Genomic DNA, 21,799 nt, shown 5'->3' on the forward strand with positions numbered 1-21,799 from the left:
GCTGGCGGACGACGCGCTGGGTGCGGTCAAGGACGCCGACGCGGTGGTGCTGGTGACGGAGTGGCAGGAGTTCCGGGACCTCGACCTGTCGGCGGTCGCCGAGGCGATGGCCGGGGACGTGCTGGTCGACGGGCGCAACGCGCTGGACGGCGCGAAGGCCGCCGCCGCCGGCCTGCGCTACGAGGGCATGGGACGCGCCTCGCGGGAGCCCGCCTCCCGCCCGGCGTCGCCGGTCACCGGGGGCTGAGGTGGCCTCGACGCAGGCCGTGATCCTGGTCGGCGGCAAGGGCACGCGCCTGCGGCCACTGACCTCCAACCGGCCCAAGCCGATCGTCCCGCTCGTGGACCGGCCGTTCATGGCCTACATGCTCGAGTGGGTCGCCTCCCACGGCATCACCGACGTCGTCATGTGCTGCGGCTTCCTCGCCGACCAGATGGTCGAGGAGATCGGCGACGGCGAGGCCTACGGCCTGCACATCACCTGGGTCTCCGAGCCGGAGCCGCGTGGGACCGCCGGAGCCCTCTGGTACGCCCACCCGCACCTGCGGGACGAGCGGTTCCTGATGCTCAACGGCGACGTCCTCACGGACATGGACCTCTCGGCGCAGATCGCCCAGCACGAGCGCACCGGCGCCACCGGCACCCTCGCGCTCGTCCCGGTCGAGGACCCCACGGCCTACGGCCTCGTCCGCCTGCACGAGGACCAGTCCGTCCGTGGGTTCCTCGAGAAGCCGACCCCGGAGCAGATCGACACCGACCTGATCTCCGCGGGCGCCTACGTCCTCGAGCCGTCGATCTTCGACCTGATCCCGAAGGACCGCCTCGTCTCGATCGAACGCGAGGTCTGGCCGAAGCTCGTCGGCCACGGCCTCTACGGCTGCGTCCACCGGGGCAAGTACTGGATGGACATCGGGACGCCGCAGCGCTATCTCGAGGGCACGCAGGACATCCTCGCCTGGCGCGTCCGCACGAAGGTCGCCGAGCGTCTGCGCGACGGCCCGGTCGACCCCGGCGCGACGGTCGGCGACGGCGCCGTCGTGGACCGCGCATCGCTCGTCGACACCGGCGCGCGGGTGGGGGACCGGGCCACGATCGGCGCCGGGTCCATCGTCGGCCCGGGTGCGACGATCGGCGACGACGCGATTCTCCAGAACGCCGTCGTCCTCGCCGGCGCGACGGTCGGGGCCGGCGCCCGCCTGCGCGACTGCATCGTCGGCATCGACGCCGTCCTCGGTGACGGCGTCGTCATGTCGGACGCGGCGATGGTCGGCGACGGGGCGCACGTGGCCGAGGGCAACGTGCTCTCGCACGGGCTGCGCGTCGGACCGGGGGCGCAGGTCGCCCCCGGCACCCTCTGGTTCTAGCCCTCGACGGTCACCGGGCGGCACCCACGGGTGTCGCCCGCCGCGGCGCTCTGCGATGCTGGCGGGGATGACCGAGACCGCATCCCACAACGCCCTCGACGCCGCCGTCGTGGCGGCCGTCGATCCCACAGATCAGGTCGCCGACACCCTCGCGATGGGGGACCACCTGCGCGACGCCATGTGGAAGGCCGAGTCGGCCGGTCTGGGTTCCTGGGACAGCCGCGGCGGCCTCGTCGTCGCGGGCATGGGCGGCTCGGCGATCGGCGGCATCCTCGCCCGGGCCGCGCTGGCGGACCAGGCCGGCCGGCCGATCCTCTCGGCCAAGGGCTACGAGCTCCCGCCGTGGACGACGGACGACACCACGGTCCTGTGCGCCAGCTACAGCGGCGACACCGAGGAGACGCTGGCCTGCTTCGAGGCCGCCGGCGTCATCGGTGCCCGCCGCGTCGTCGTGACGTCCGGCGGCGAGCTGGGTCGGCTGGCGCGCGAGGAGGGCGTGCCGGTGATCCCCGTCGCCGGCGGCCTCCAGCCCCGCGCCGCCGTCGGCTATCTGCTCGTCGCGGTGCTCGAGACGGCGGCCGCCTGCGGCGTCGGCCCGTCCCTGCGGGCCGAGCTCGACGTGGCCGCCGACGCGCTGGACACCCTGGCCGGCGAGTGGGGCCCGGGTGGCCCGGACGACGGTGAGGCCAAGACGCTGGCCCGCGCGCTGCACGGCACCGTCCCCGTCATCACCGGGATGGGCCTCACCGCCCCGGTGGCGTACCGCTGGAAGTGCCAGATCAACGAGAACGCCGAGGTCCCGGCGTTCTGGGGCGAGCTGCCCGAGGTCGACCACAACGAGATCGTCGGCTGGAGCGCCGCCGCCAGCGTCGGGAAGCTCTCCGCCGTCCTCCTCGAGGACTGCGACGCCCACCCGCGCCTCGTCCACCGGGCGGAGCTCACCGCCGAGCTCATCCGCGACCAGTCCGCCGGTGTCCACCGCATCCAGTCGCGCGGCGAGACCGCGGTGGAGCGCGTGCTGTCGCTCGTGCTGCTCGGGGACCTCGTGTCGCTCTACCTCGCGGTCCTCCGGGGCACCGACCCGGCTCCGGTCGACGTGATCGATCGCCTCAAGGAGCGCCTGGCCGAGGGCGACTGACCGCTGGGGGCACGCCGACGCGGGCCGTCGCACGCGGACGCGTGCGGGTCCGGGGCGGCGCGGTCCGCCGGGCGACGGCCGCTCCGACGGGATGCCCGGCACCCGTCCTCGCCGGCGTCGGCGAGCCCCCGTGTGTACCCAGGTATCCGAGACGTGAACGTCGTTCGGAGAGCGGGTCGAGCGGCGCCCGCGCAGTGCCTGACGTGCGATAGCGTTGCCGAGGTGCTGCCCGCCATGGTCCTCGCCGCCGGACTCGGAACCCGACTCCGGCCCCTCACGTTCGAGCTCCCCAAGCCCATGGTGCCCCTGCTCGACCGCCCGGCCATGGCCCACACGGTGGACCTGCTGCAGCGGCACGGCGTCGAGCGCATCGTCGCGAACCTGCACTACTTCCCCGACACGATCCGGGACTACTTCGGCGACGAGCTGACGTACGTCGAGGAGGCCGAGCTGCTCGGCACCGCGGGTGGGGTCCGCAACGCGAAGGACTTCTTCGGCGACGAGTCCTTCCTCGTCCTCTCGGGCGACGCGCTCACCGACCTCGACGTCGCGGCGCTGGTCGCGCGGCACGAGGCGTCGGGCGGCGTCGCGACGCTCTGCGTCCGCAAGGTCTCCGACACGAGCGAGTACGGCGTCGTGCTCACCGACGACGACGGCCGGATCACGGGCTTCCAGGAGAAGCCCGACCAGGCCGAGGCGCTGTCGGACCTCGCCAACTGCGGCATGTACGTCTTCTCGCCGGAGATCTTCGACTACTTCCCCGACACGGAGTTCGTCGACTGGGCGGAGGACGTCTTCCCGACCCTCCTCGCCAACGACGTCCCGTTCCACGTCTACGAGATGGACGAGTACTGGAACGACGTCGGCGCGCTCGACGAGCTGCGCAACGGCACGTTCGACGCGCTCAGCGGCGCGCTGCGTCTCGAGGCCCTGCCGGACGCGGGGCCCGAGGCGATCATGGTCGGCCCGGGCTCGTCGCTCGACGCGGCCAGCCTCGTCGAGGGCCCGCTGTGGGTCGGCCGCAACGTCACGATCGGCGAGGGCGTCCGGCTGCAGGGGCCGCTCGTCCTGGGCGACGGCGTCACGGTGGGGGAGGGTGCGGCGATCAAGCGGTCGATCGTCCTGCCCGGCACCGAGATCCAGGCGCACACGATCCTCATCGAGGCGATCACCGGCTCCACCGGGATCGTCGACTCGCTGCGCCCGCGCGCCGAGACGCGCGTCCCGACCTCCTGAGCGGAGCGCGGGGCCGGGGCCCCGCCCGCGCTCTCGCCGGGGGCGCGGGGCCGGGTTTGCCGTTCGACCCCTCCGCGCGAGCGCGGCTCAGATCCGCATGAAGCCGGTGTCGGCCGCGCGCTGATCCGCGTCGGCCTGCTCCTCGGCGGCGGCCTGCTCCTCGGCCTCGCGGGCCGCGGCGGCGGCCTTCGCGGCCTCGGCGCGATCCATCAGGCGCTCCTCGCGGACCGCCTGCTGCTCGGACTCGCGCAGGCCGCGCATGAAGAGGACGCCGAACGCCACGCCCATGATCAACACCTGCTCCGTGGCCATGAGCGCGCCGGCCATGCCTTGGTCGGCCACGGCGGAGAGACCCCAGTAGGTCGGCTGGTCGCTGTAGAAGTCGTAGAGGGCCTTCGGCGCGAACGTCAGCGCCATCCCCAGCAGGCCGACGGTGACCTTCGTGACCCCCATGTAGGCCATCGGCCCCATCGCGGTCATGCGGTCGCGGCCCGGGATCGGGCGCAGCAGGTGCCACCAGTAGAGGAAGCCCACGGCCGTGAAGGTCATGTGCTCCAGCAGGTGGACCGTCGTGTGCTCCGACGCGGCGTTGTAGAGCGCCGGCACGTGCCAGATCCACATGCCCAGCGTGTAGCCGACGAGTCCGAACCAGGGCGTGGCGAGGAAGCCGATGCGCTGCTCGATCCACTGCACGCGCCGCGTGATCGGTCGCATGATGACGCGGTTGAGGCCGAAGAGCAGGAGCAGCGGGAAGACGTCCAGCAGCAGCAGGTGCTGGACCATGTGCATGACCAGGAGGTAGTCGCCCAGGCCGTCGATCGGGTTGCCCTGCGCGACGACGAGCACGAGCCCGCCGGAGAAGAACGAGACCAGGCGCCAGATCGGGGCGTGGCGGCGGTCCGGGGAGCGCCGGACGGTGATCCAGCGACGGATGTAGACGCCCCAGAGGATCGCCGCGAGGAGCAGCGGTGCGAGCTCGGGACCCCACGTGACTGGCGGTGACACGACTCGGAAGTGTTGCACTCCGGACCTTCTCCCGGATCACCCCTGCGGGCCACGATGCGGCCGTGCCACGCTCCCTCGACCTGCTCGCGGCGCTCGTCGCCCCCGGCCGCTGCCTGCACTGCCGGGGGCCGGCCGAGCGCGGGGCGGCCCTGCTCTGCGATCCGTGCCGTGCCCGGCTGCCGTGGCTCCCGGTCGACGGGTGTGCGCGGTGCGGGCTGCCCCGCCCGTGCCCGCCCGGTCGGTGCCCCGCCCGTGGTGCGGCGTTCGCGGCGGCGTGGGCGCCGCTCGCCTACGAGGGGCCCGCCCGGGCCCTGGCGATCGCCGGCAAGGAGCGGTCGGCGCGGCGGGTGGCGCCGTGGTTCGCGGCGGCCATGGTCGCCCGGGCGCCCGCCGCCGTCGTCGAGGGCGCGGCGGCGGTGGTGGCGGTGCCCGCCGATCCGGTCCGCGGCCGTCGCCGCGGGGAGGACCACGCGGCGCTCCTCGCCGACGGTGTGGCCACCGCGCTCGGCGTCCCCGTCCTCCGGGCGCTGGTCCGCACGCGTTCGGCGACGGCGCAGCACCTGCAGGACCGTGCGGGTCGCGCGCGGGCCGTGCCGCCGTCCGTGGTGGTCCGGCCGCCGGACCGCGTCCTGCTCGTCGACGACGTGCACACGACCGGCGCGACGCTGCGCGCCTGTGCGACCGCGCTGCGGGACGGCGGGGCCCGGCGGGTCGGGGTGCTCACGGCGCTGCGCACCCTGCGTTGAGGCGCACGGGCGCGAGGGTCTACGGTTGCCCCAGCGATGAAGCAGCAGCTGCGCCCCCTCTTCGACCGCGTCGTCATCAAGGAGCTCGAGCCCGACCGCGTCCGTCGCTCCGGCCTCGTGGTCCCGCCCGGCACCCACGAGCCGCCGCCCCAGCACGGCATCGTCCTGCGGGTCGGTCCCGGGTTGGACTGGTGGCAGCAGGCCGGCGTGCGCATGCCCGTCCAGCCGGGGGACCACGTGGTGTTCCCCGCCTCGGCCGGCAGCTGGATCGACGTGGAGGAGGAGCGGCTGCTCGTCTGCCGCGTCGGGGAGCTGCTGGGTGCGCTGGAGGCCTTCGGGGCGGACGACGGCGAGGATCCCGTCGACTCCGAGGACTGACCCCGGACCGCGCTACCAGCCGGGCTCTGCCACGTCCAGCGCCGCGGGTCCATATCAGGCGGAACTCTTCGATGTCGTCTGCCCTTGCGCCGCGTCCCCGCCGGGTGTTACTTTCGCGTTACCGCTGGATTCCAACCCCAAAAAGGAGCGCCATGCGGATCGAAGTGAAGGGTCGCAACTACCCGGTCACTGAGGAGATGCGCGACTGTGTCGCGCGTCGCTTCCGGAAGGTCGATGCCCAGGTCTCGGAGTTCGCCGAGCTGGAGATCGAGCTGTCGGAGGCCCGGAACCCCGCGATCGCGGAGCCGTTCCAGGCCTCGGCGACGCTGCGACTCAAGGGGGTGACGCTCCGATCCCACGACTCCAGTCGCGACATGAAGCACGCGATCCACCTGATCGAGGAGGAACTCACGCGTCAGGTGAAGCGCCAGAACGTCAAGCGCCGCCACCGACGCGACGCCCGCCGCACCGTCCAGGCCCGCCGGGCCGGGGCCGAGGGCGCGGCACCGCCCGCCTGATCCCCGCCGCCCCGTCCCGAGCGCCCCGCGCGTCGCCCCTCCCGGGGTGACGGCGGGGCGCTCGGTCGTCGTGGGGAGGGAGCCGCCCGGGGTTCCGAAGACCGCTGGTACGCTGGATCCATGGGCATTCTTTCGCGCGCGCTGAGCATCGGCGAGGGCAAGCTGCTGCGCGAGTACGAGAAGCGCGTGGCACGCATCTCGGCGTTCGAGCCGGAGCTCGAGCTGGCGGACGACGCCGAGCTGCTGGAGCGCTTCACGGGCCTGCGCGAGGAGGCCCGGAACGGCCGCGACCTCGACGACCTGCTGCCGGAGGTCTTCGCGATCGTCCGGGAGCAGTCCAAGCGCACGCTGGGGATGCGGCACTTCGACGTGCAGCTCATCGGCGGGCAGGTGCTGCACGGCGGCTCGATCGCCGAGATGCGCACGGGCGAGGGCAAGACGCTGACCGCGACGCTCGCGGTGGTCCTGAACGCGATGCCCGGCAACGGCGTCCACCTCGTGACGGTCAACGACTACCTCGCGGCGCGCGACGCCGAGTGGATGGGCCGGCTGTACAACGCGCTGGGCCTGTCGATCGGCGTGCTGCAGAGCCAGCAGGCCTACGAGGACAAGCGCGCCGCCTACGCGTCGGACATCACCTACGGGACGAACTCCGAGTTCGGCTTCGACTACCTGCGCGACAACATGGCGCAGTCGCTCGAGGAGAAGGTCCAGCACGGCGGCCGCATCGGCGAGGACGGCAAGCCCGTCGCGATGCACAACTTCGCGATCGTCGACGAGGTCGACAACATCCTCATCGACGAGGCGCGGACCCCGCTGATCATCTCCGGCGCCCCCGAGAAGGCCGCCGACCTCTACATCACGTTCGCGAAGCTCGCGAAGACGATGACGACGGGCAAGAAGCCCGAGGGCATGGACCCGAAGACGAAGAAGGAGTTCGTCGCGGACTACGACTTCGAGTTCGACGAGAAGCACAAGACCGTCGCGGTCTCGGAGCAGGGCGTCGAGAAGGCCGAGCGGTTCCTCGGCATCGACCACCTGTACCGCGCCGAGAACGGCCACCTGGTCAACCACCTGCACCAGTCGCTGAAGGCCGAGTCCCTCTACAAGCGCGACAAGGACTACGCCGTCGTCGACGGCGAGGTCGCGATCATCGACGAGCACACCGGGCGCATCCTCGAGGGCCGCCGCTGGTCCGAGGGCCTGCACCAGGCCGTCGAGGCGAAGGAGGGCGTGGCGGTCCAGGAGGAGAACCAGACGCTCGCCACGGTCACGCTGCAGAACTTCTTCCGCATGTACAAGAAGCTCGGCGGCATGACCGGCACGGCCATGACCGAGGCCACCGAGTTCCAGAAGATCTACAAGCTCGGCGTCATCCCGGTCCCGACGAACCAGCCCGTCGCCCGTGTGGACCGCAACGACGACGTCTACAAGACCAAGGACGGCAAGTGGTCCGCCGTCACGCGCGAGGTCGTCGAGCGCCACGCCGCGCAGCAGCCGGTGCTCGTAGGCACCGTGTCCGTCGAGGTCTCCGAGCTGCTCTCGGGGCTCTTCACGAAGGCCGGCATCCAGCACACCGTCCTGAACGCCAAGCCGGAGTTCGCCGCCATCGAGGGCGAGACGGTCGCCGAGGCCGGGCGCCCCGGTGCGGTCACCATCGCCACGAACATGGCCGGCCGCGGCGTCGACATCAAGCTCGGCGGCGACCCGGAGCACCTGCTGCGCAAGCAGCTGCGGCAGAAGGGCCTGACGCCCGGCGACGAGGGGTACGACGAGGCGTTCGCCGCGGGACTGGACGAGATCAAGGAGCGCTGCGCCGCCGACCGCGAGACGGTCGTCGAGGCGGGCGGGCTCTTCATCTGCGGCACCGAGCGCCACGAGTCGCGCCGCATCGACAACCAGCTGCGCGGGCGCGCGGGCCGCCAGGGCGACCCGGGCGAGTCGCGGTTCTTCCTCTCCGCCCAGGACGACCTCGTCCGCATCTTCGCGGGCGACCGCATCTACAAGATCCTCGACCGCTTCCAGGCCGTCGACGACGAGGGCCACGAGCTGCCGATCTCCGCCGGCATGCTGACGAAGCAGATCGAGAAGGCCCAGCGCACCGTCGAGGAGCGCAACTTCCTGATCCGCAAGCGCGTCCTGGAGTACGACGACGTCTCCAACGAGCAGCGCCGCGTGGTCTACGCCTACCGCGACCAGATCCTCGAGGGCCGTGACATGAGCGGCGACGCGCGGGAGGAGCTCGGCAACGTCATCTCGCGCGCGCTGGACGAGTACCTGCCCTCGTCCGACTTCGAGCTGTGGGACGTCGACGGGCTGTTCAACAACCTGCAGGCCCTCTGGCCCGTCGGCCTGGACCGCGAGTCGATGGACCCCGACAGCACCGACCGCGAGGTCCTGCTGCGGGAGCTGCACGAGGACGCGATCGCCGCGTACGAGACGCGCGAGGAGGAGATCGGCTCGGAGCTCATGCGTCAGGTCGAGCGCTACCTCCTGCTGTCGATCATCGACCAGCGCTGGCGCGAGCACCTCTACGACATGGACTACCTGCGCGAGGGCATCCACCTCCGCGGCTACGCCCAGATCGAGCCGATCGTCGCGTACAAGAACGAGGGCTACGACCTCTTCCAGGACCTGATGGCGTCGATCTGGGGCGACTTCGCCCAGATGGTCTTCAACGTCGAGATCGAGGTCGAGGAGCCGATCGCGGACCCGGCCGGTCCCGGTCAGGGCGCCCCGGCGCAGTCCTACAACTACTTCGGTGGCAGCGGCGGCGGCACGACGTCGCTCGAGGAGCTCGCCGGCGACGTCGACACCGCCGCGCTGGCGACGTACGGGCCGGGCGACGACGAGGAGCAGGTCGCCGCGCCGGCGGTGCAGCAGCGCTTCAGCACCGAGCACGACCAGCTCGGGCGCAACGAGCTCTGCTGGTGCGGCTCGGGCCGCAAGTACAAGAAGTGCCACGGCGCCAACGCCTGAGGGCCGTCGCGGCGGGTCCCGCCCCGAGCACCTCGGGGTGAGGGCGCGCCGCGGCCTGACGGCGTGCCGGCACCCGAGGGGTGTCGTCGGCCGCCTGCGCCCCTATCCTGCAGCGGGATGCCGTCGCTGCGCACCCCCAGCCCGCCGCTCCGCTCCGGCGGGGTGATGCTGCGGGCCCTGCGCGGCGGCGACGTGCCCGCGATCACCGAGGCCTGCCAGGACGAGGCCATCCAGCGCTGGACCCGGGTCCCCGCTCCTTACCGCGAGTCGGACGCCCGCGGCTGGATCGCCGCGATGCGGGCCCGCGAACGGGCGGGCGAGGCGCTGGAGCTCGCGATCGCCGACGCCGAGACCGGACTGCTGATCGGGGCGATCGGGATCGTCACGCTCAACTGGCGCCACCGGGCCGGCGAGATCGGCTGCTGGGTCACGCCGAGCATCCGCGGCACCGGCATCGGCACGACGGCCCTGCGCCTGCTGTCCCGCTGGTCGCTGGGACCGCTCGGCCTGGAGCGCGTCGAGCTGCGCATCTGGGAGGGCAACGACGCGTCGCGGATGGCCGCCGAGCGCGCCGGCTTCGCCCACGAGGGCACGCTCCGCGGACTGGTCATCGACCGGCTCGGCGGTGAGGTCCGGCGCGACGTCGACATCTACGGGCTGCTGCGCTCGGACGTCGCCGCGGAGAACGCCCCGGAGCGGCGGGCGGAGCTCGGCGGGGGCCGCGTGCCGATCTCCGCCGCCCGCGCCCGCAGGTAGTCGGGCCTCCCGGCGGGGCCGGGAGCGGCCCGGCCACCGCGTGGTGACGCCCGTCCCCGCGCGGCCGGGCCGTTCGGCCCGCTCGCCCGCCGGTCGTCCCGCCCCGTCGGGACGGGCGTCACGCCGCGATCGCCCGGTACAGTCGGAGGTGATGGCCGTCCCCGAAGACACCCCCGAACGCCTCACCGTCGCCCGCCGGCGGTTCGACGACCTCGAGCCGCACCTCCGTCCCGAGGAGCTCCGTGCGCGGGTCGCCGAGCTCGAGGAGGACATGGGCGATGCGGGGTTCTGGGACGACCAGGACCGCGCCACGAAGATCAACTCGGAGTACGCCCGGGCGTCCGCCAAGCTGAACGTGCACGACGGGCTGAAGCAGGACCTCGACGACCTCGACGAGATGCTCGAGATGGCGGCGGAGGACGACGAGATGGCGGCGGAGCTCGCGCAGCAGCTCGAGTCCGTCGGCAAGCGCCTCGACGGCCTGGAGGAGGAGCGGCTGTTCACCGGCGACTACGACGCCGGGGACGCGCTGATCACCATCAACGCCGGCGCGGGCGGCACGGACGCGCAGGACTGGGCCGAGATGGTCCTGCGGATGGAGATGAAGTGGGCCGAGACCCGCGGGCTGAAGGTCGACCTGATGGAGCTCTCCGAGGGGGAGCAGGCCGGCATCAAGTCGGCGACCTTCCGCGCCGCCGGCGACCACGCCTACGGGCTGTTCGGCGCGGAGCGCGGGGTGCACCGCCTCGTCCGCATCTCGCCGTTCGATTCCCAGGGCCGGCGGCAGACCGCCTTCGCCGGTCTCGAGGTCGCGCCCGTCGTGGACGAGGTCGGCGACATCGAGGTCCGCGACGAAGACCTGCGCGTCGACACCTACCGCGCTTCCGGAGCCGGCGGCCAGCACGTCAACAAGACCGACTCGGCCGTGCGCCTGACGCACCTGCCCACCGGCATCGTCGTCGCCTGCCAGCAGGAGCGCTCGCAGACCGCCAACAAGGTGATGGCGATGAAGATGCTCTACGGCAAGATCGTCGAGCAGGCCGAGCGGGAGCGGGCCGAGGAGATCGCCAAGGAGAAGGGCGAGAGCCAGGACGTCGGCTGGGGCTCGCAGATCCGCTCCTACGTGCTCAACCCGTACACCATGGTCAAGGACCTCCGGACGGGCGTGGAGACGGGCAACGTGCAGCTCGTGCTCGACGGCGCCCTCGACGAGTTCGTCCGCGCGTGGCTGCTGCAGCAGGCCGGCCAGTCCGAGGCCGCCGCGACGCAGACCGCCGACGGCTAGCGCGAGAACGGGCTCGCGTCCCGCGCGTCGCGGGGCCGGGCCCCGACGGTCGACGTGGCGTGTGCCGGGACCCGACGGGCGCAGGCCAGGCGCCGGGAACGCGGCCCACCGGTACCGGTTGGCCAGCCAGCCAGTCACCGAGTAAGATGTGGCACCTCCTACGCCGGACATGCCCGTCCGCGTGGCGACCACGACCCCCGGGAGCCCCACGATGGCCATCGACTTCACCTTCACCGACGAGCAGCAGGCCTACCGCGACGCCCTGCGCGAGACCTTCAAGCGCGAGGCCGGCACGTCGGAGCAGCTCGAGAAGCTGACGGACGGGCACTCCAGCCACCACAGCGCGGACCTGTCCAAGAAGCTCGGCGCGGCTGGACTGTTGGCCCCGAGCCTCGAGGAGGAGTTCGGCGGCGCCGGCGCCGGCATCGTCGAGGAGATGATCCTGCTGGAGGAGATGACCCGTCGGCAGGCGCCGATCGGCGCCTACGCCGTCTCGCTGATCGTTGCGGGCGCGACCCAGAAGTTCGGCACGCCGGAGCAGAAGGCGCTCGTCCTGGGCAACGTCGCCGCCGGCGGCGTCGAGGCGATCGCGATGTCCGAGCCCGAGGCCGGCTCCGACGTGGCCGCCCTGACGACGACGGCCGAGAAGGTCGACGGCGGCTGGAAGCTCAACGGCGTCAAGGTCTGGATCTCCAACGCCCACATCGCCGACCGGATCCTCATCGTCTGCCGCGACAAGAACTCGACCGGGGCCAAGCACGAGGGCCTCTGCATGATCTGGATCGACCCGAAGGCCGACGGCGTCCGGGTCGACGGGATCGACACGATCAACGGGTACCGCGAGGTCAACTACGTCTACCTCGACGACGTCTTCGCGGCGGACGACGCGCTGCTCGGCCAGGCCGGCAACGGTTGGATCCAGCTCATGGCGGGTCTCAACGTCGAGCGCCTGATCATCGGTGGCATCGCGCTGGGGCAGGCGAAGCTGGCCCTCGACGAGGCGCTGAGCTACGGCAAGGACCGCAAGCAGTTCGGGCGCTCCATCAGCTCGTTCCAGGTCCAGCAGCACCGCCTGGTCGACATGGCCACCGAGATCGAGCTCGCGCACCTGCTGATCTACAAGGTCGCGGCGGACGTCGACCGCGACCCGACGGCGATGTTCCCGAAGGAGGCCTCGATGGCGAAGGTCTGGGCCACCGAGACCGCCGAGCGGGCCGTGAACGCCTCGTTCAAGATCCACGGCGGCTACGGCTACGCGACGGAGTACCCGATCGCCCGCCAGGTCGCCCACTCGCTCGTCGCCACCACCTTCGGCGGCACGAACGACATCCAGCGCAACATCATCGCCAAGGTGATGGGGCTCTAGAGGGAGACCAGGCGGGTCCCGCCCCGAGCGTCGCGGGGCGCGACCGCGTCGGACTGCGGCGCGGCTCGGGGCACCCGTGGGGGACGCGGGCCCTGCCGGCGCGCAGGCGGTCCGCGCGGCGGGCACTGGTCGGTCGGCCGCCCCACCTATCCTCGGGGGACGATGGTGACGCTCGACACGACGGCCGCGCTCGACGATCTGATCGAGCGGGCGCTCGCCGAGGACCTCGGCGACGCGGGCGACGTCACCGCCCAGGCCACGGTGCCGGAGGACCTGCAGGGTCGCGCGACCGTCCGGCAGAAGGCCCCCGGCGTGATCTCCGGGCTCGACGCGTTCCAGCGCGTGCTCCGTGCGGTCGACCCGTCGGTCTCGTACGAGCCGCTCGTCGAGGAGGGCGTGTGGCGCGAGGACGGCCCCGTGCTGGCCGCGGAGGGCTCCGCCCGGTCGATCCTCGCCGCCGAGCGCACGGCGCTGAACATCGTCGGCCGGCTGTCCGGCGTCGCGACGATGACCCGCCGCTACGCCGACGCGGTGCAGGGCACGCGCGCGGTGATCCTCGACACCCGCAAGACCACCCCGGGGATGCGCCTGCTCGAGAAGCGCGCCGTCCTCACCGGTGGCGGCGCGAACCACCGGATCGGGCTCTTCGACGAGATCCTGATCAAGGAGAACCACGCGGCGATGGCCGGCGGCGTGGGGGAGGCCGTGCGCGCCGCGCACGCGCTCCGCCCCGACCTGCCGCTCGTCGTCGAGTGCCAGGACCTCCGCGAGGTCAAGGTCGCGCTGCACACCGCCGGCGACCTGGGCCTCGAGCGCTTCCGGATCCTGCTGGACAACATGGACCACGCCGACATGCGGAAGGCCGTCGCGATGTCCGACGGCCGCGTCCCGCTCGAGGCGTCCGGCAACGTGTCGCTGGCCACCGTCGGAGCGATCGCTGCGACCGGCGTAGACTTCATCTCCTCGGGGGCACTGACGCACTCCGCCCCCGTCCTGGACCTCTCCCTGATCCTGGAGCCCCGCACGTGAGCACCTCGCTGCCCATGGCCGACGACCCCGTCCGCGCCGGAATCCCCGCCCTCCCCGCGGAGGACCTGAAGGCCCTGTCGGAGGAGATCCGCGCGCTGGCCGCGGAGAAGGGGGCCGTCATCCTGGCCCACAACTACCAGCTGCCCGAGGTCCAGGACGTCGCCGACGTCGTCGGCGACTCGCTCGGCCTGTCGATCGAGGCGTCGAAGACCGACGCGCAGACCATCGTCTTCTGCGGCGTGCACTTCATGGCCGAGTCGGCCTCGGTCCTGTCGCCCGACAAGACGGTGCTGATCCCCGACGTCGACGCCGGCTGCTCCCTGGCGGACTCGATCACGCCGGAGCAGCTCAAGGGGTGGCAGGAGAAGCACCCCGGGGCGATCACGGTGATGTACGTCAACACGACCGCCGAGGTCAAGGCGCTCACGGACTACTGCGTCACCTCGAGCAACGCCGTCCCCGTGGTCGAGCGGATCTACCGGGACCACGGACCGGACACCGAGATCCTCTTCGGGCCCGACATGTTCCTCGGCTCGTTCGTCGAGAAGCAGGTGCCCCACAGGCCGGGCAGCTTCCACGTGTGGGACGGCGAGTGCCACGTCCACGCGGGCATCCGACCGTCGGACATCGACCGCGTCCGCGGCGAGCACCCCGACGCCGAGTTCCTGATCCACCCGGAGTGCGGCTGCTCGACGCAGGCGATGGAGTACGTGGCGGCCGGCGACGTCGACTCCTCCGGCGTGCACATGCTCTCGACGGGCGGGATGCTCGACTTCGCGCACGAGGAGGCCGCCAAGGGCCCGGCGGCCGACGGCAAGCGCCGCACGACGATCGTCGCGACGGAGACCGGCATGCTGCACCCGCTGCGGATGGCCGCCCCGGACGTCGACTTCGTGCCGGCCAACGCGAGCGCGTCCTGCGGCTACATGAAGATGATCACGCTGGAGAAGGTGCGCAACTGCCTGCGGGACGGCACCGGCGTCGTGAAGGTCCCCGACGAGGTCGCAAAGCGCGCGCAGCTGCCGATCGAACGGATGATCCAGGTCGGCCGGGACGCGAACGCGCCGCTCGGCGGCGAGTAACCCCGAGGTCGGTGCGGACCCGACCCGAGAAGCTCGGGTCGGGGCCCGCGCCGTTCTGCGGGTGGGCCGAGCCCTGACGTCGCCCCGGTGCGGGCCGGCCCGAGAAGCTCGGGTCGGGGCCCGCTCCCTCCTCAGTTCCAGTCGAAGTCGCCGGCCTCGTGCGGGCCGACGCACGCGATCGACGCGACCGACGGGTCGATCGCGCGGGCGACCTCTCGGACCTCGTCGAGGGTCACGGCGTCCATCTGGGCGATCGTCCGATCGGCGTCGAAGTCCTCGTCGTGGACGATCGACTGGCTGGCGGCCTGCCGGGCCACCGCGCCGCTGTTCTCGAACGCCAGGACGAGCCGGCCGGCGGTGTAGGCGCGGGCGCGGTCGACCTCCTCCGCGGTGGGGCCGTCGTCGTGGAGCTCCTGGACGATCTCGCGCATGCGGGCGTAGGCCTCGAGGGTCTTCGTCGAGTCCAGACCGGCGGAGAGCTGCAGCTGCGTGATGTCGCCGAGCGACCAGGCGGAGGCCGAGACGGAGTAGGCGAGGCCGCGCTGCTCGCGGATCTCGTCGAACAGGCGCGAGCCCATCGAGCCGCCGAGGAGCGTGCCGTAGATCGACAGCGCCGCCCGGACCTTGGGATCGCCGGCGTCGAGGTCGGGGCGGTAGGCCAGGCGCAGGTGCGACTGGTTCGTGTCGCGGGTCTCGATCACGCGGTCGACGCTCGGTGCGGGCGCGTCCTCGACCGGGCCGGGCGCGGGCACGTCCGGGAAGCGACCGAAGAGCTCGCCGAGCCGCTCGTCCGAGGGCAGGTGGTCCAGGGCGCCGACGAGGAACGCGCCGCCCTTGGCGCCGGCCCAGCGGCGGTCGCGGAACCCGACGACCTGGTCCCGCGTGAACGTGCGCAGGTGGTCCTCGGGCCCGAGGACCGAACGCCCGAGGGGGTGGTCGCCGAAGGTGGCCTTGTCGAGCAGCATCTCCGCCAGCGCGGAGGGCTGGTCGTTGTACCGCGCGATCTCCTGGATCACGACGCCGCGCTCCTTGTCGAGCTCCTCGGCGTCCAGCAGCGGGCGGCCCGAGAAGTCGGTGAGGAGGTCGAGCGCCTCGTCGGCGGACTCCGCCCGGACGGTGATGTGGAACGCGACCATCGAGTGCGAGGTGAACGCGTTGAGCACGCCGCCCATGCGCTCGGCCGTCTCGTTGACCTTGCGGTAGTGGTCGAACGTCTGGCCGCCCTTGAACACCAGGTGCTCGAGGAAGTGCGCGATGCCGTTCTCCTCGGGACGCTCGGAGCGTGCCCCGGCGTCGAAGGCGACCAGCGCGGTGAGGGTCCGCGTCCCGGGAAGGGCGATCCGATGGATCGGCAGGCCGTTGGGGGCGACGGAGGCGTTCTGCGGCATCGGGACGACGCTATCGCGTGGGGCCCCCGGACTCGGCCGGGAGCGGCGTCGCGCCACGTGCCGCATCCGCCCGTGACCACGGGCCGTTCTCCCTCCGGGAGCGCCGACCCGCGACCCCGCCCGCCGCCGGCGACCGGTGCGCCCCACCGGCGCACGGGTCCCGGCCCCTCGCCGGAAGCCACCGCCAGATGCTGCTGCTCCTCCTCTTCGGGTTCGTCGCCGGTGCCGCCACCGCGGTCTCGCCCTGCGTGCTGCCGGTGCTGCCGCTCGTGCTCTCGGGCGGCGCGACGGGCGGCCGTCGCCGGCCCCTGGGGATCGTCCTCGGGCTGACGGCGACCTTCACCTTCTCGGCGGTCGCGCTGGCCTACGTCATCTCCGCCCTCGGGCTGCCCGACGGCCTGGTCCGCACGCTGGCGATCGTGACGCTGCTGGTCTTCGGGATCGTGCTCGTCGTGCCCGCGCTGGCCGCACGGGTCGAGGCGTGGATCTCCCGCGTCGCCCCGGCGCCGCGCCGTCGCGAGGGGGAGGGGCTGCGGACCGGGCTGGTGCTCGGCGCCGGCCTCGGGTTCGTCTACGCCCCGTGCGCCGGCCCGATCCTCGCCGGGGTGATCACGACGTCGGCCTCGCAGGAGTTCAGCGCCGGACGCCTCGAGGTGGCCCTCGCCTACGGGCTGGGCACCGGGGTCGTCCTCTACGCGCTGATGCTCGGCGGCCGACGGCTGACCCGGCCCCTGGCGCGTCGCAGCGGGGCGTTCCAGGCGGCGATGGGCGTGGTCATGGTGGTCCTGGCCATCGCGATGTTCGGGGACCTCGACCTGCGCTTCCAGACCTGGATCGCCAAGGACCTGCCGCAGGCGCTCGTCACCCCGACCGGCGCGCTGGAGCGCAGCGACGCGTCCCGCTCCCGGCTGCAGGAGCTGCGCGGCGGGCAGGAGGGACCGATCCAGCGGGCGGCGGCCGCGGCGGGCGACGCCCGGTCCTCCACCACCGGCGGCCGGCAGCCGCTGAACGACGTGCTCGCCGCGCGGGACCTGCCCGCGCTGGGCGACGTGCCGCCGTTCGTGGGGACCCAGCGGTGGTTCAACACCCCGGGCGACCGGCCGCTGACCTTCGCCGGGCTGCAGCGCCGGCGGAAGGTGGTGCTCGTCGACTTCTGGACCTACACCTGCATCAACTGCCTGCGCACGATCCCCGCGCTGAACACCCTCTACGAGCGGTACCGGAAGGACGGTCTGGAGATCGTCGGGATCCACTCGCCGGAGTTCCCGTTCGAGAAGAACGCCACGAGCGTCGCGAAGGCGATCGGTCGCGAGGGCATCCGCTACCCGGTGGTCCAGGACAACGACCTCGCGACCTGGACCGCGTTCGGCAACCGCGCGTGGCCGGCGCAGTACCTCGTCGACGAGTTCGGGCAGGTGCGGTACACGAGCGAGGGCGAGGGCCGCGACGACCAGACCGAGAAGGCGATCCGCACGCTCCTGGCCGAGGCCGGCCGTCGTCCCGGGACGACCGCGGGCAGCCTCGGTGCCGTGGAGGCGTCGGGCACCGTGCAGACGCCGGAGTCGTACCTGGGCACCGACCGGGCCGCCCGGATCGCCGGGGGCGAGCCGGCGAGCGGCGTCCACGACACCGGGACGGTGCCCGCGTCGCTGGACCCGAACGAGATCGGCTTCGGCGGGACGCTCGGCTTCTCCGATGACCACGTCACGGCCCGCCGCGACGCGCGGATCGGGCTCGACTTCACGGCGCGGCACGTCTACCTGGTCCTGCGCAGCCCGCGGCGGGCGACCGTCGGCGTCCGGCTCGACGGGAAGCCCGTCGCGACCCGCGACGCCGGGGCGGACGTCCGGGGCGGCGGGGCGGCGGTCTCCACCCAGCGGCTCTACGAGCTCGTGGACCTGCCGGAGGGCGGACACCACCGGCTGGACCTCTCGCTGCCGGCCGGCGTCGAGGCCTACGCGTTCACGTTCGGCTGAGCGCAAGGCGCGTTGCACTGCACCTCCGCGTGCAGGATCGGAGGGTCCGCGGTGCAACTCTCCGGACTGTATGGCCACTCCGAGCTCCAACTCCGCCCGCCACCGCGAGGCCCGCGAGCGGGCGCGCCAGGCGGCCACGCCACGCGCCCGCGAGGACGCCGCGAGCCCGGCCGGCGGTCGCCCGTCGCACCCCAACGCCGTCATCGAGTTCCGCGGCGTCACCAAGCGCTACGACTCGTCGCACGCGGGCGTCGCCGACGCGTCGTTCTCGGTCCACCGTGGCGACTTCCTCTTCCTCGTCGGCCAGACCGGCGCCGGCAAGTCGACGCTGATGAAGCTCCTGCTGAAGGAGATGGAGCCCGACTCCGGCCTCATCCGCGTCGCCGGTCGCGACCTCTCCGAGATCACGCGCAAGAAGGTCCCGTACTACCGCCGCAACCTCGGCGTGGTCTTCCAGGACTTCAAGCTCCTGCCGAACCGCACGGTGCACGACAACGTCGCCTACGCCCTGCAGGTCACGGGCGCGTCGCGCAAGCAGATCCGCAGCCAGGTGCCCGACATCCTGCGCCTGACGGGCCTGTCGACGAAGCTGCACCACTACCCGCACCAGCTCTCCGGCGGCGAGCAGCAGCGCGTCTCCGTGGCGCGCGCGTTCGTCAACCACCCGCCGCTGCTGCTGGCCGACGAGCCGACCGGCAACCTCGACCCCGACACGACGATCGGGATCATGCAGCTGCTCTACCGGATCAACAAGACCGGGACGACCGTCGTGGTCGCCACGCACGACGAGGGCATGGTCAACCGCATGCGCCGACGCGTGATCGAGCTCTCCGCCGGGCGGATCATCCGCGACGAGATCGCCGGTGGCTACGGCGGCCAGCCGCAGAGCGAGTCCACCGCCGAGTTCGGCGCGCTGCTGCGCGACGAGCCCGCGCCGGCGCCGCAGCGCCGCACGCGCCGCGAGTCGGCCGCCGCCTCCTCCAGCCTGTTCGACGACGCGTTCTCCGACTGAGCCGCGGCTCCGTCGCGAACCCGCACCACCGAGGACCCACATGAACCGCGTCTCCTTCTTCCTCAAGGAAGCCCTCCGCTCCATCGGGCGCAACCCGATCCCGAGCTTCGCCGCCCTGATGGCGGTCCTGATCACCACGCTCGTGCTCGGCATCTTCATCCCGGCCGTGCAGCTGGCCAACGGGGCGGCCGCCGACGTCCGCGACCGCATCCAGGTCAACGTCTTCATGAAGACGAACGCGACGAAGGCCGACGTCGCCCGCGTCCAGGCCCGTCTGCAGAACGACACCCCGCACGTCAAGAACGTCGTCTTCGTCTCGAAGGCCAAGGCCTACGAGGAGCAGAAGCGCCTGAACCCGGCGGCGTACGGCCTGCTGGGCAAGGTCAACCCGCTCCCCGACACGTTCCGCGTGACCCCCGACGACGCCAAGAACGGCTCGGCGATCGTCGCCTCCCTGCAGAAGGAGGGGGTCAGCGGGAAGACGACGTTCGTCGACTCGAAGATCGGCTCCACGAAGGAGTCGAAGAACGAGGCCGGCAAGATCGTGAAGATCACCGGCGCGGTGAAGCTGTCGCTCGGGCTGCTCGGCGGCCTGCTCGTGATCGCCTCGATCCTGCTGATCTCGAACACCATCCGCCTGTCGCTCTTCTCGCGTCGCCGGGAGATCGAGGTGATGAAGCTCGTCGGTGCGACGGACTCGTTCATCCGCTGGCCGTTCGTGATCGAGGGCCTGGTCCTCGGCGCGATGGGCGGCCTGGTGGCGATCGTCCTGCTCGGGCTGGCGAAGCTCACGATCCTCAACCAGCTCGAGGGGATCGCGACGCTGATCTCCCGGCCGGACATGATCCAGTTCGGGCCGCTGATCGGGCTCCTCGTGCTCTCCAGCGTCGCCGTCGCGGCCGCGGGCTCCGGTCTGTCGCTGCGCCGCTTCCTGCGCGTCTGAGCCGACGTCGGGCCGGCCGCGCCGAAGGGCCTGGCGGCCCGCGGGACCGCCCGGCCCACGCCGGCGACGGTCCCGGACCACCTCGAGGGACCGCCACGGGGCGGGGGCCGACCGGTCCCCGCCCCGTCGTCGCCGAGGTCATGACACGCCCCTTACGCGCGCTCGGGCAGACTGTGTGCGTGCCGTCCGCCTTCTCCCGCATCCTCCGCGTCGCCCTGGCCGTCGTGGGCGTCCTCGTCGTGGTCGGCGGGATCTTCACGGCCGGCGCCGCCGTCGGCTCACGCGACCCGCAGGCGCTGCCCGGGTTCATCCGCGACCGGGTCATCGACGAGAAGGGCCCCGGGGCCGTCAACGAGGCGCTCGGCCTGATCCGGGACGACTACTACAAGGACCCGGGGAGCAAGGCGCTCGTCGACGACGCGATCGACGGGATGGTGAAGGGCCTCGACGACCGCTTCTCGTCGTACCTGAACCCGAAGGCCTACACCCAGTTCAAGCAGCAGCAGGACAACAGCTTCGACGGCATCGGCGTCGTCGTCTCGCAGGACCCGCGGGGCCTCCTGATCGCCAAGGTCTACGCCGGGTCGCCGGCGAAGGCGGCGGGGCTGAAGGTCGGCGACATCATCATCCGTGCCGGGGGCAACCCGCTCAAGGGCCTGACGTCGGAGCGCGCGTCGTCGTTCGTCCGCGGCAAGGCCGGCACGTCGGTCGAGCTGCAGATCGCGCGAAAGACCGGCTCGAAGGAGCGCGAGCTGACGATCACCTCGCAGCGCAAGCCGGTCAAGATCCCGATCGTCGACTCCGCGCTGCGCACCGAGGACGGCGTCAAGGTCGCCGTGGTCCGCCTCGCGCAGTTCACCAACGACGCCGGCCTGCAGGTCGGCGAGGCGTTCCAGAAGCTGCAGAAGCGGGGCGCGAAGCGCTTCGTCCTGGACCTCCGCTCGAACCCCGGCGGCCTGGTCAACGAGGCGCAGAACCTCGCCAGCCTGTTCCTGAAGGGCGGCAACATCGTGACGCTGAAGGGCCGCACGATCGGCGACGTCCCGTACCCGGCGGTCGACGGCGTGACCGTCTTCCCGAAGGTCCCGCTCGTCGTGCTCGTCGACCGCGGCTCGGCGTCGGCGTCGGAGATCGTCACCGGCGCGCTGCAGGACCGCGGCCGGGCGACGGTCGTCGGCACCCGCACGTTCGGCAAGGGCGTCTTCCAGCGCGTCGAGCCGCTGTCCAGTGGCGGCGCGCTCGACATCACGGCCGGCCAGTTCTTCACGCCGAAGGGCCGCAACCTCGGGGACAAGAAGACCCAGTCGGGCAACGGCACGGCACCGGGCAAGGGGCTCGCTCCCGACGTGCAGGCCAAGGACGACCCGAAGACGCCCGACGTCGACGAGGCGCTCCAGACCGCGCTGCGCGAGGCTGCGAAGCTCAAGGAGTGAGCGGCAAGCGCAAGGGACCGAAGGGACGCAGCAAGGGCCGCGGGCCGGGGCCCAGCTCCAAGCGGCCCACGACGCCGCGGACCGGGGGGCCCGCCGAGGGCGGGCCGCAGGGACGCCGGGCCGCCGCGGACGGTCCGGGGCCCAACCGCGCCGCGCGGCGCGCCG

At 72.5% G+C, this 21,799-nt stretch carries 19 protein-coding genes; 17 read left to right on the plus strand and 2 right to left on the minus strand.

Annotation, left to right across the window (positions count from 1 at the left end):
• The 4 genes from Q7T67_RS20200 to Q7T67_RS20215 form a co-directional block, all read left to right on the plus strand.
• Positions 1–247: UDP binding domain-containing protein (locus Q7T67_RS20200; protein WP_304794233.1), on the plus strand; the 247-nt coding region annotated here is incomplete at its 5' end.
• A 1-nt stretch (position 248) separates the two neighbouring features.
• Complete coding sequence (locus tag Q7T67_RS20205; protein WP_304794236.1) at positions 249–1,364, plus strand: NDP-sugar synthase; 1,116 nt, start codon at positions 249–251, stop codon at positions 1,362–1,364.
• 67 nt (positions 1,365–1,431) lie between these two features.
• Complete coding sequence (locus Q7T67_RS20210) at positions 1,432–2,502, plus strand: bifunctional phosphoglucose/phosphomannose isomerase (protein ID WP_304794239.1); 1,071 nt, start codon at positions 1,432–1,434, stop codon at positions 2,500–2,502.
• Between the two features lie 222 nt (positions 2,503–2,724).
• A complete protein-coding gene (locus Q7T67_RS20215; RefSeq protein WP_304794242.1) occupies positions 2,725–3,738 on the plus strand; it encodes an NDP-sugar synthase in 1,014 nt (337 codons plus the stop codon).
• Between the two features lie 87 nt (positions 3,739–3,825).
• Here the strand turns inward: Q7T67_RS20215 and Q7T67_RS20220 are convergent, their stop codons facing one another.
• A complete protein-coding gene (locus tag Q7T67_RS20220; RefSeq protein ID WP_304794244.1) occupies positions 3,826–4,743 on the minus strand; it encodes a cytochrome c oxidase assembly protein in 918 nt (305 codons plus the stop codon).
• Between the two features lie 62 nt (positions 4,744–4,805).
• Here Q7T67_RS20220 and Q7T67_RS20225 point away from each other — a divergent pair, with 62 nt between their 5' ends.
• The 9 genes from Q7T67_RS20225 to nadA all read left to right on the plus strand — a co-directional run bounded on the left by Q7T67_RS20225 (position 4,806) and on the right by nadA (position 14,882).
• Positions 4,806–5,489, plus strand: a complete 684-nt coding sequence (locus Q7T67_RS20225; RefSeq protein WP_304794247.1) for a ComF family protein — start codon at positions 4,806–4,808, stop codon at positions 5,487–5,489.
• A 36-nt stretch (positions 5,490–5,525) separates the two neighbouring features.
• Positions 5,526–5,867, plus strand: coding sequence for a co-chaperone GroES (locus Q7T67_RS20230; RefSeq protein ID WP_304794250.1), 342 nt, complete (start codon positions 5,526–5,528; stop codon positions 5,865–5,867).
• Positions 5,868–6,019: 152 nt separating this feature from the next.
• Positions 6,020–6,385 carry a ribosome hibernation-promoting factor, HPF/YfiA family gene (gene hpf, locus Q7T67_RS20235; protein ID WP_304794253.1) on the plus strand — a complete coding sequence of 122 codons (366 nt, stop codon included), beginning with the start codon at positions 6,020–6,022 and terminating at the stop codon, positions 6,383–6,385.
• Positions 6,386–6,505: 120 nt separating this feature from the next.
• Complete coding sequence (gene secA, locus Q7T67_RS20240; RefSeq protein WP_304794256.1) at positions 6,506–9,364, plus strand: preprotein translocase subunit SecA; 2,859 nt, start codon at positions 6,506–6,508, stop codon at positions 9,362–9,364.
• 117 nt (positions 9,365–9,481) lie between these two features.
• Positions 9,482–10,120, plus strand: a complete 639-nt coding sequence (locus Q7T67_RS20245) for a GNAT family N-acetyltransferase (protein WP_304794259.1) — start codon at positions 9,482–9,484, stop codon at positions 10,118–10,120.
• 151 nt (positions 10,121–10,271) lie between these two features.
• Positions 10,272–11,405 carry a peptide chain release factor 2 gene (gene prfB, locus Q7T67_RS20250; RefSeq protein WP_304794260.1) on the plus strand — a complete coding sequence of 378 codons (1,134 nt, stop codon included), beginning with the start codon at positions 10,272–10,274 and terminating at the stop codon, positions 11,403–11,405.
• Positions 11,406–11,574: 169 nt separating this feature from the next.
• Positions 11,575–12,771, plus strand: coding sequence for an acyl-CoA dehydrogenase family protein (locus Q7T67_RS20255; protein WP_304794263.1), 1,197 nt, complete (start codon positions 11,575–11,577; stop codon positions 12,769–12,771).
• 162 nt (positions 12,772–12,933) lie between these two features.
• On the plus strand, positions 12,934–13,800 hold the full coding sequence (nadC, locus tag Q7T67_RS20260) for a carboxylating nicotinate-nucleotide diphosphorylase (protein ID WP_304794266.1): 867 nt from the start codon (positions 12,934–12,936) through the stop codon (positions 13,798–13,800).
• A 14-nt stretch (positions 13,801–13,814) separates the two neighbouring features.
• Entirely contained in the window at positions 13,815–14,882 is a 1,068-nt protein-coding gene (nadA, locus tag Q7T67_RS20265; RefSeq protein ID WP_370695433.1) for a quinolinate synthase NadA, read from the plus strand.
• Between the two features lie 131 nt (positions 14,883–15,013).
• Here the strand turns inward: nadA and Q7T67_RS20270 are convergent, their stop codons facing one another.
• Positions 15,014–16,270, minus strand: coding sequence for a pitrilysin family protein (locus Q7T67_RS20270; protein WP_304794272.1), 1,257 nt, complete (start codon positions 16,268–16,270; stop codon positions 15,014–15,016).
• A gap of 188 nt (positions 16,271–16,458) precedes the next feature.
• On the opposite strand from Q7T67_RS20270, the gene Q7T67_RS20275 reads away from it, so the two are divergent.
• The 4 genes from Q7T67_RS20275 to Q7T67_RS20290 all read left to right on the plus strand — a co-directional run bounded on the left by Q7T67_RS20275 (position 16,459) and on the right by Q7T67_RS20290 (position 21,634).
• Entirely contained in the window at positions 16,459–18,246 is a 1,788-nt protein-coding gene (locus Q7T67_RS20275; RefSeq protein ID WP_304794276.1) for a cytochrome c biogenesis protein CcdA, read from the plus strand.
• 70 nt (positions 18,247–18,316) lie between these two features.
• Complete coding sequence (gene ftsE / locus Q7T67_RS20280; protein ID WP_304794279.1) at positions 18,317–19,258, plus strand: cell division ATP-binding protein FtsE; 942 nt, start codon at positions 18,317–18,319, stop codon at positions 19,256–19,258.
• Between the two features lie 40 nt (positions 19,259–19,298).
• On the plus strand, positions 19,299–20,201 hold the full coding sequence (locus tag Q7T67_RS20285) for a permease-like cell division protein FtsX (RefSeq protein ID WP_304794281.1): 903 nt from the start codon (positions 19,299–19,301) through the stop codon (positions 20,199–20,201).
• 179 nt (positions 20,202–20,380) lie between these two features.
• Positions 20,381–21,634, plus strand: coding sequence for a S41 family peptidase (locus Q7T67_RS20290; RefSeq protein ID WP_304794283.1), 1,254 nt, complete (start codon positions 20,381–20,383; stop codon positions 21,632–21,634).
• Positions 21,635–21,799: the final 165 nt, after the last annotated feature.

This window comes from Patulibacter sp. (genome assembly GCF_030655195.1).
Classification (GTDB): Bacteria; Actinomycetota; Thermoleophilia; order Solirubrobacterales; family Solirubrobacteraceae; genus Patulibacter.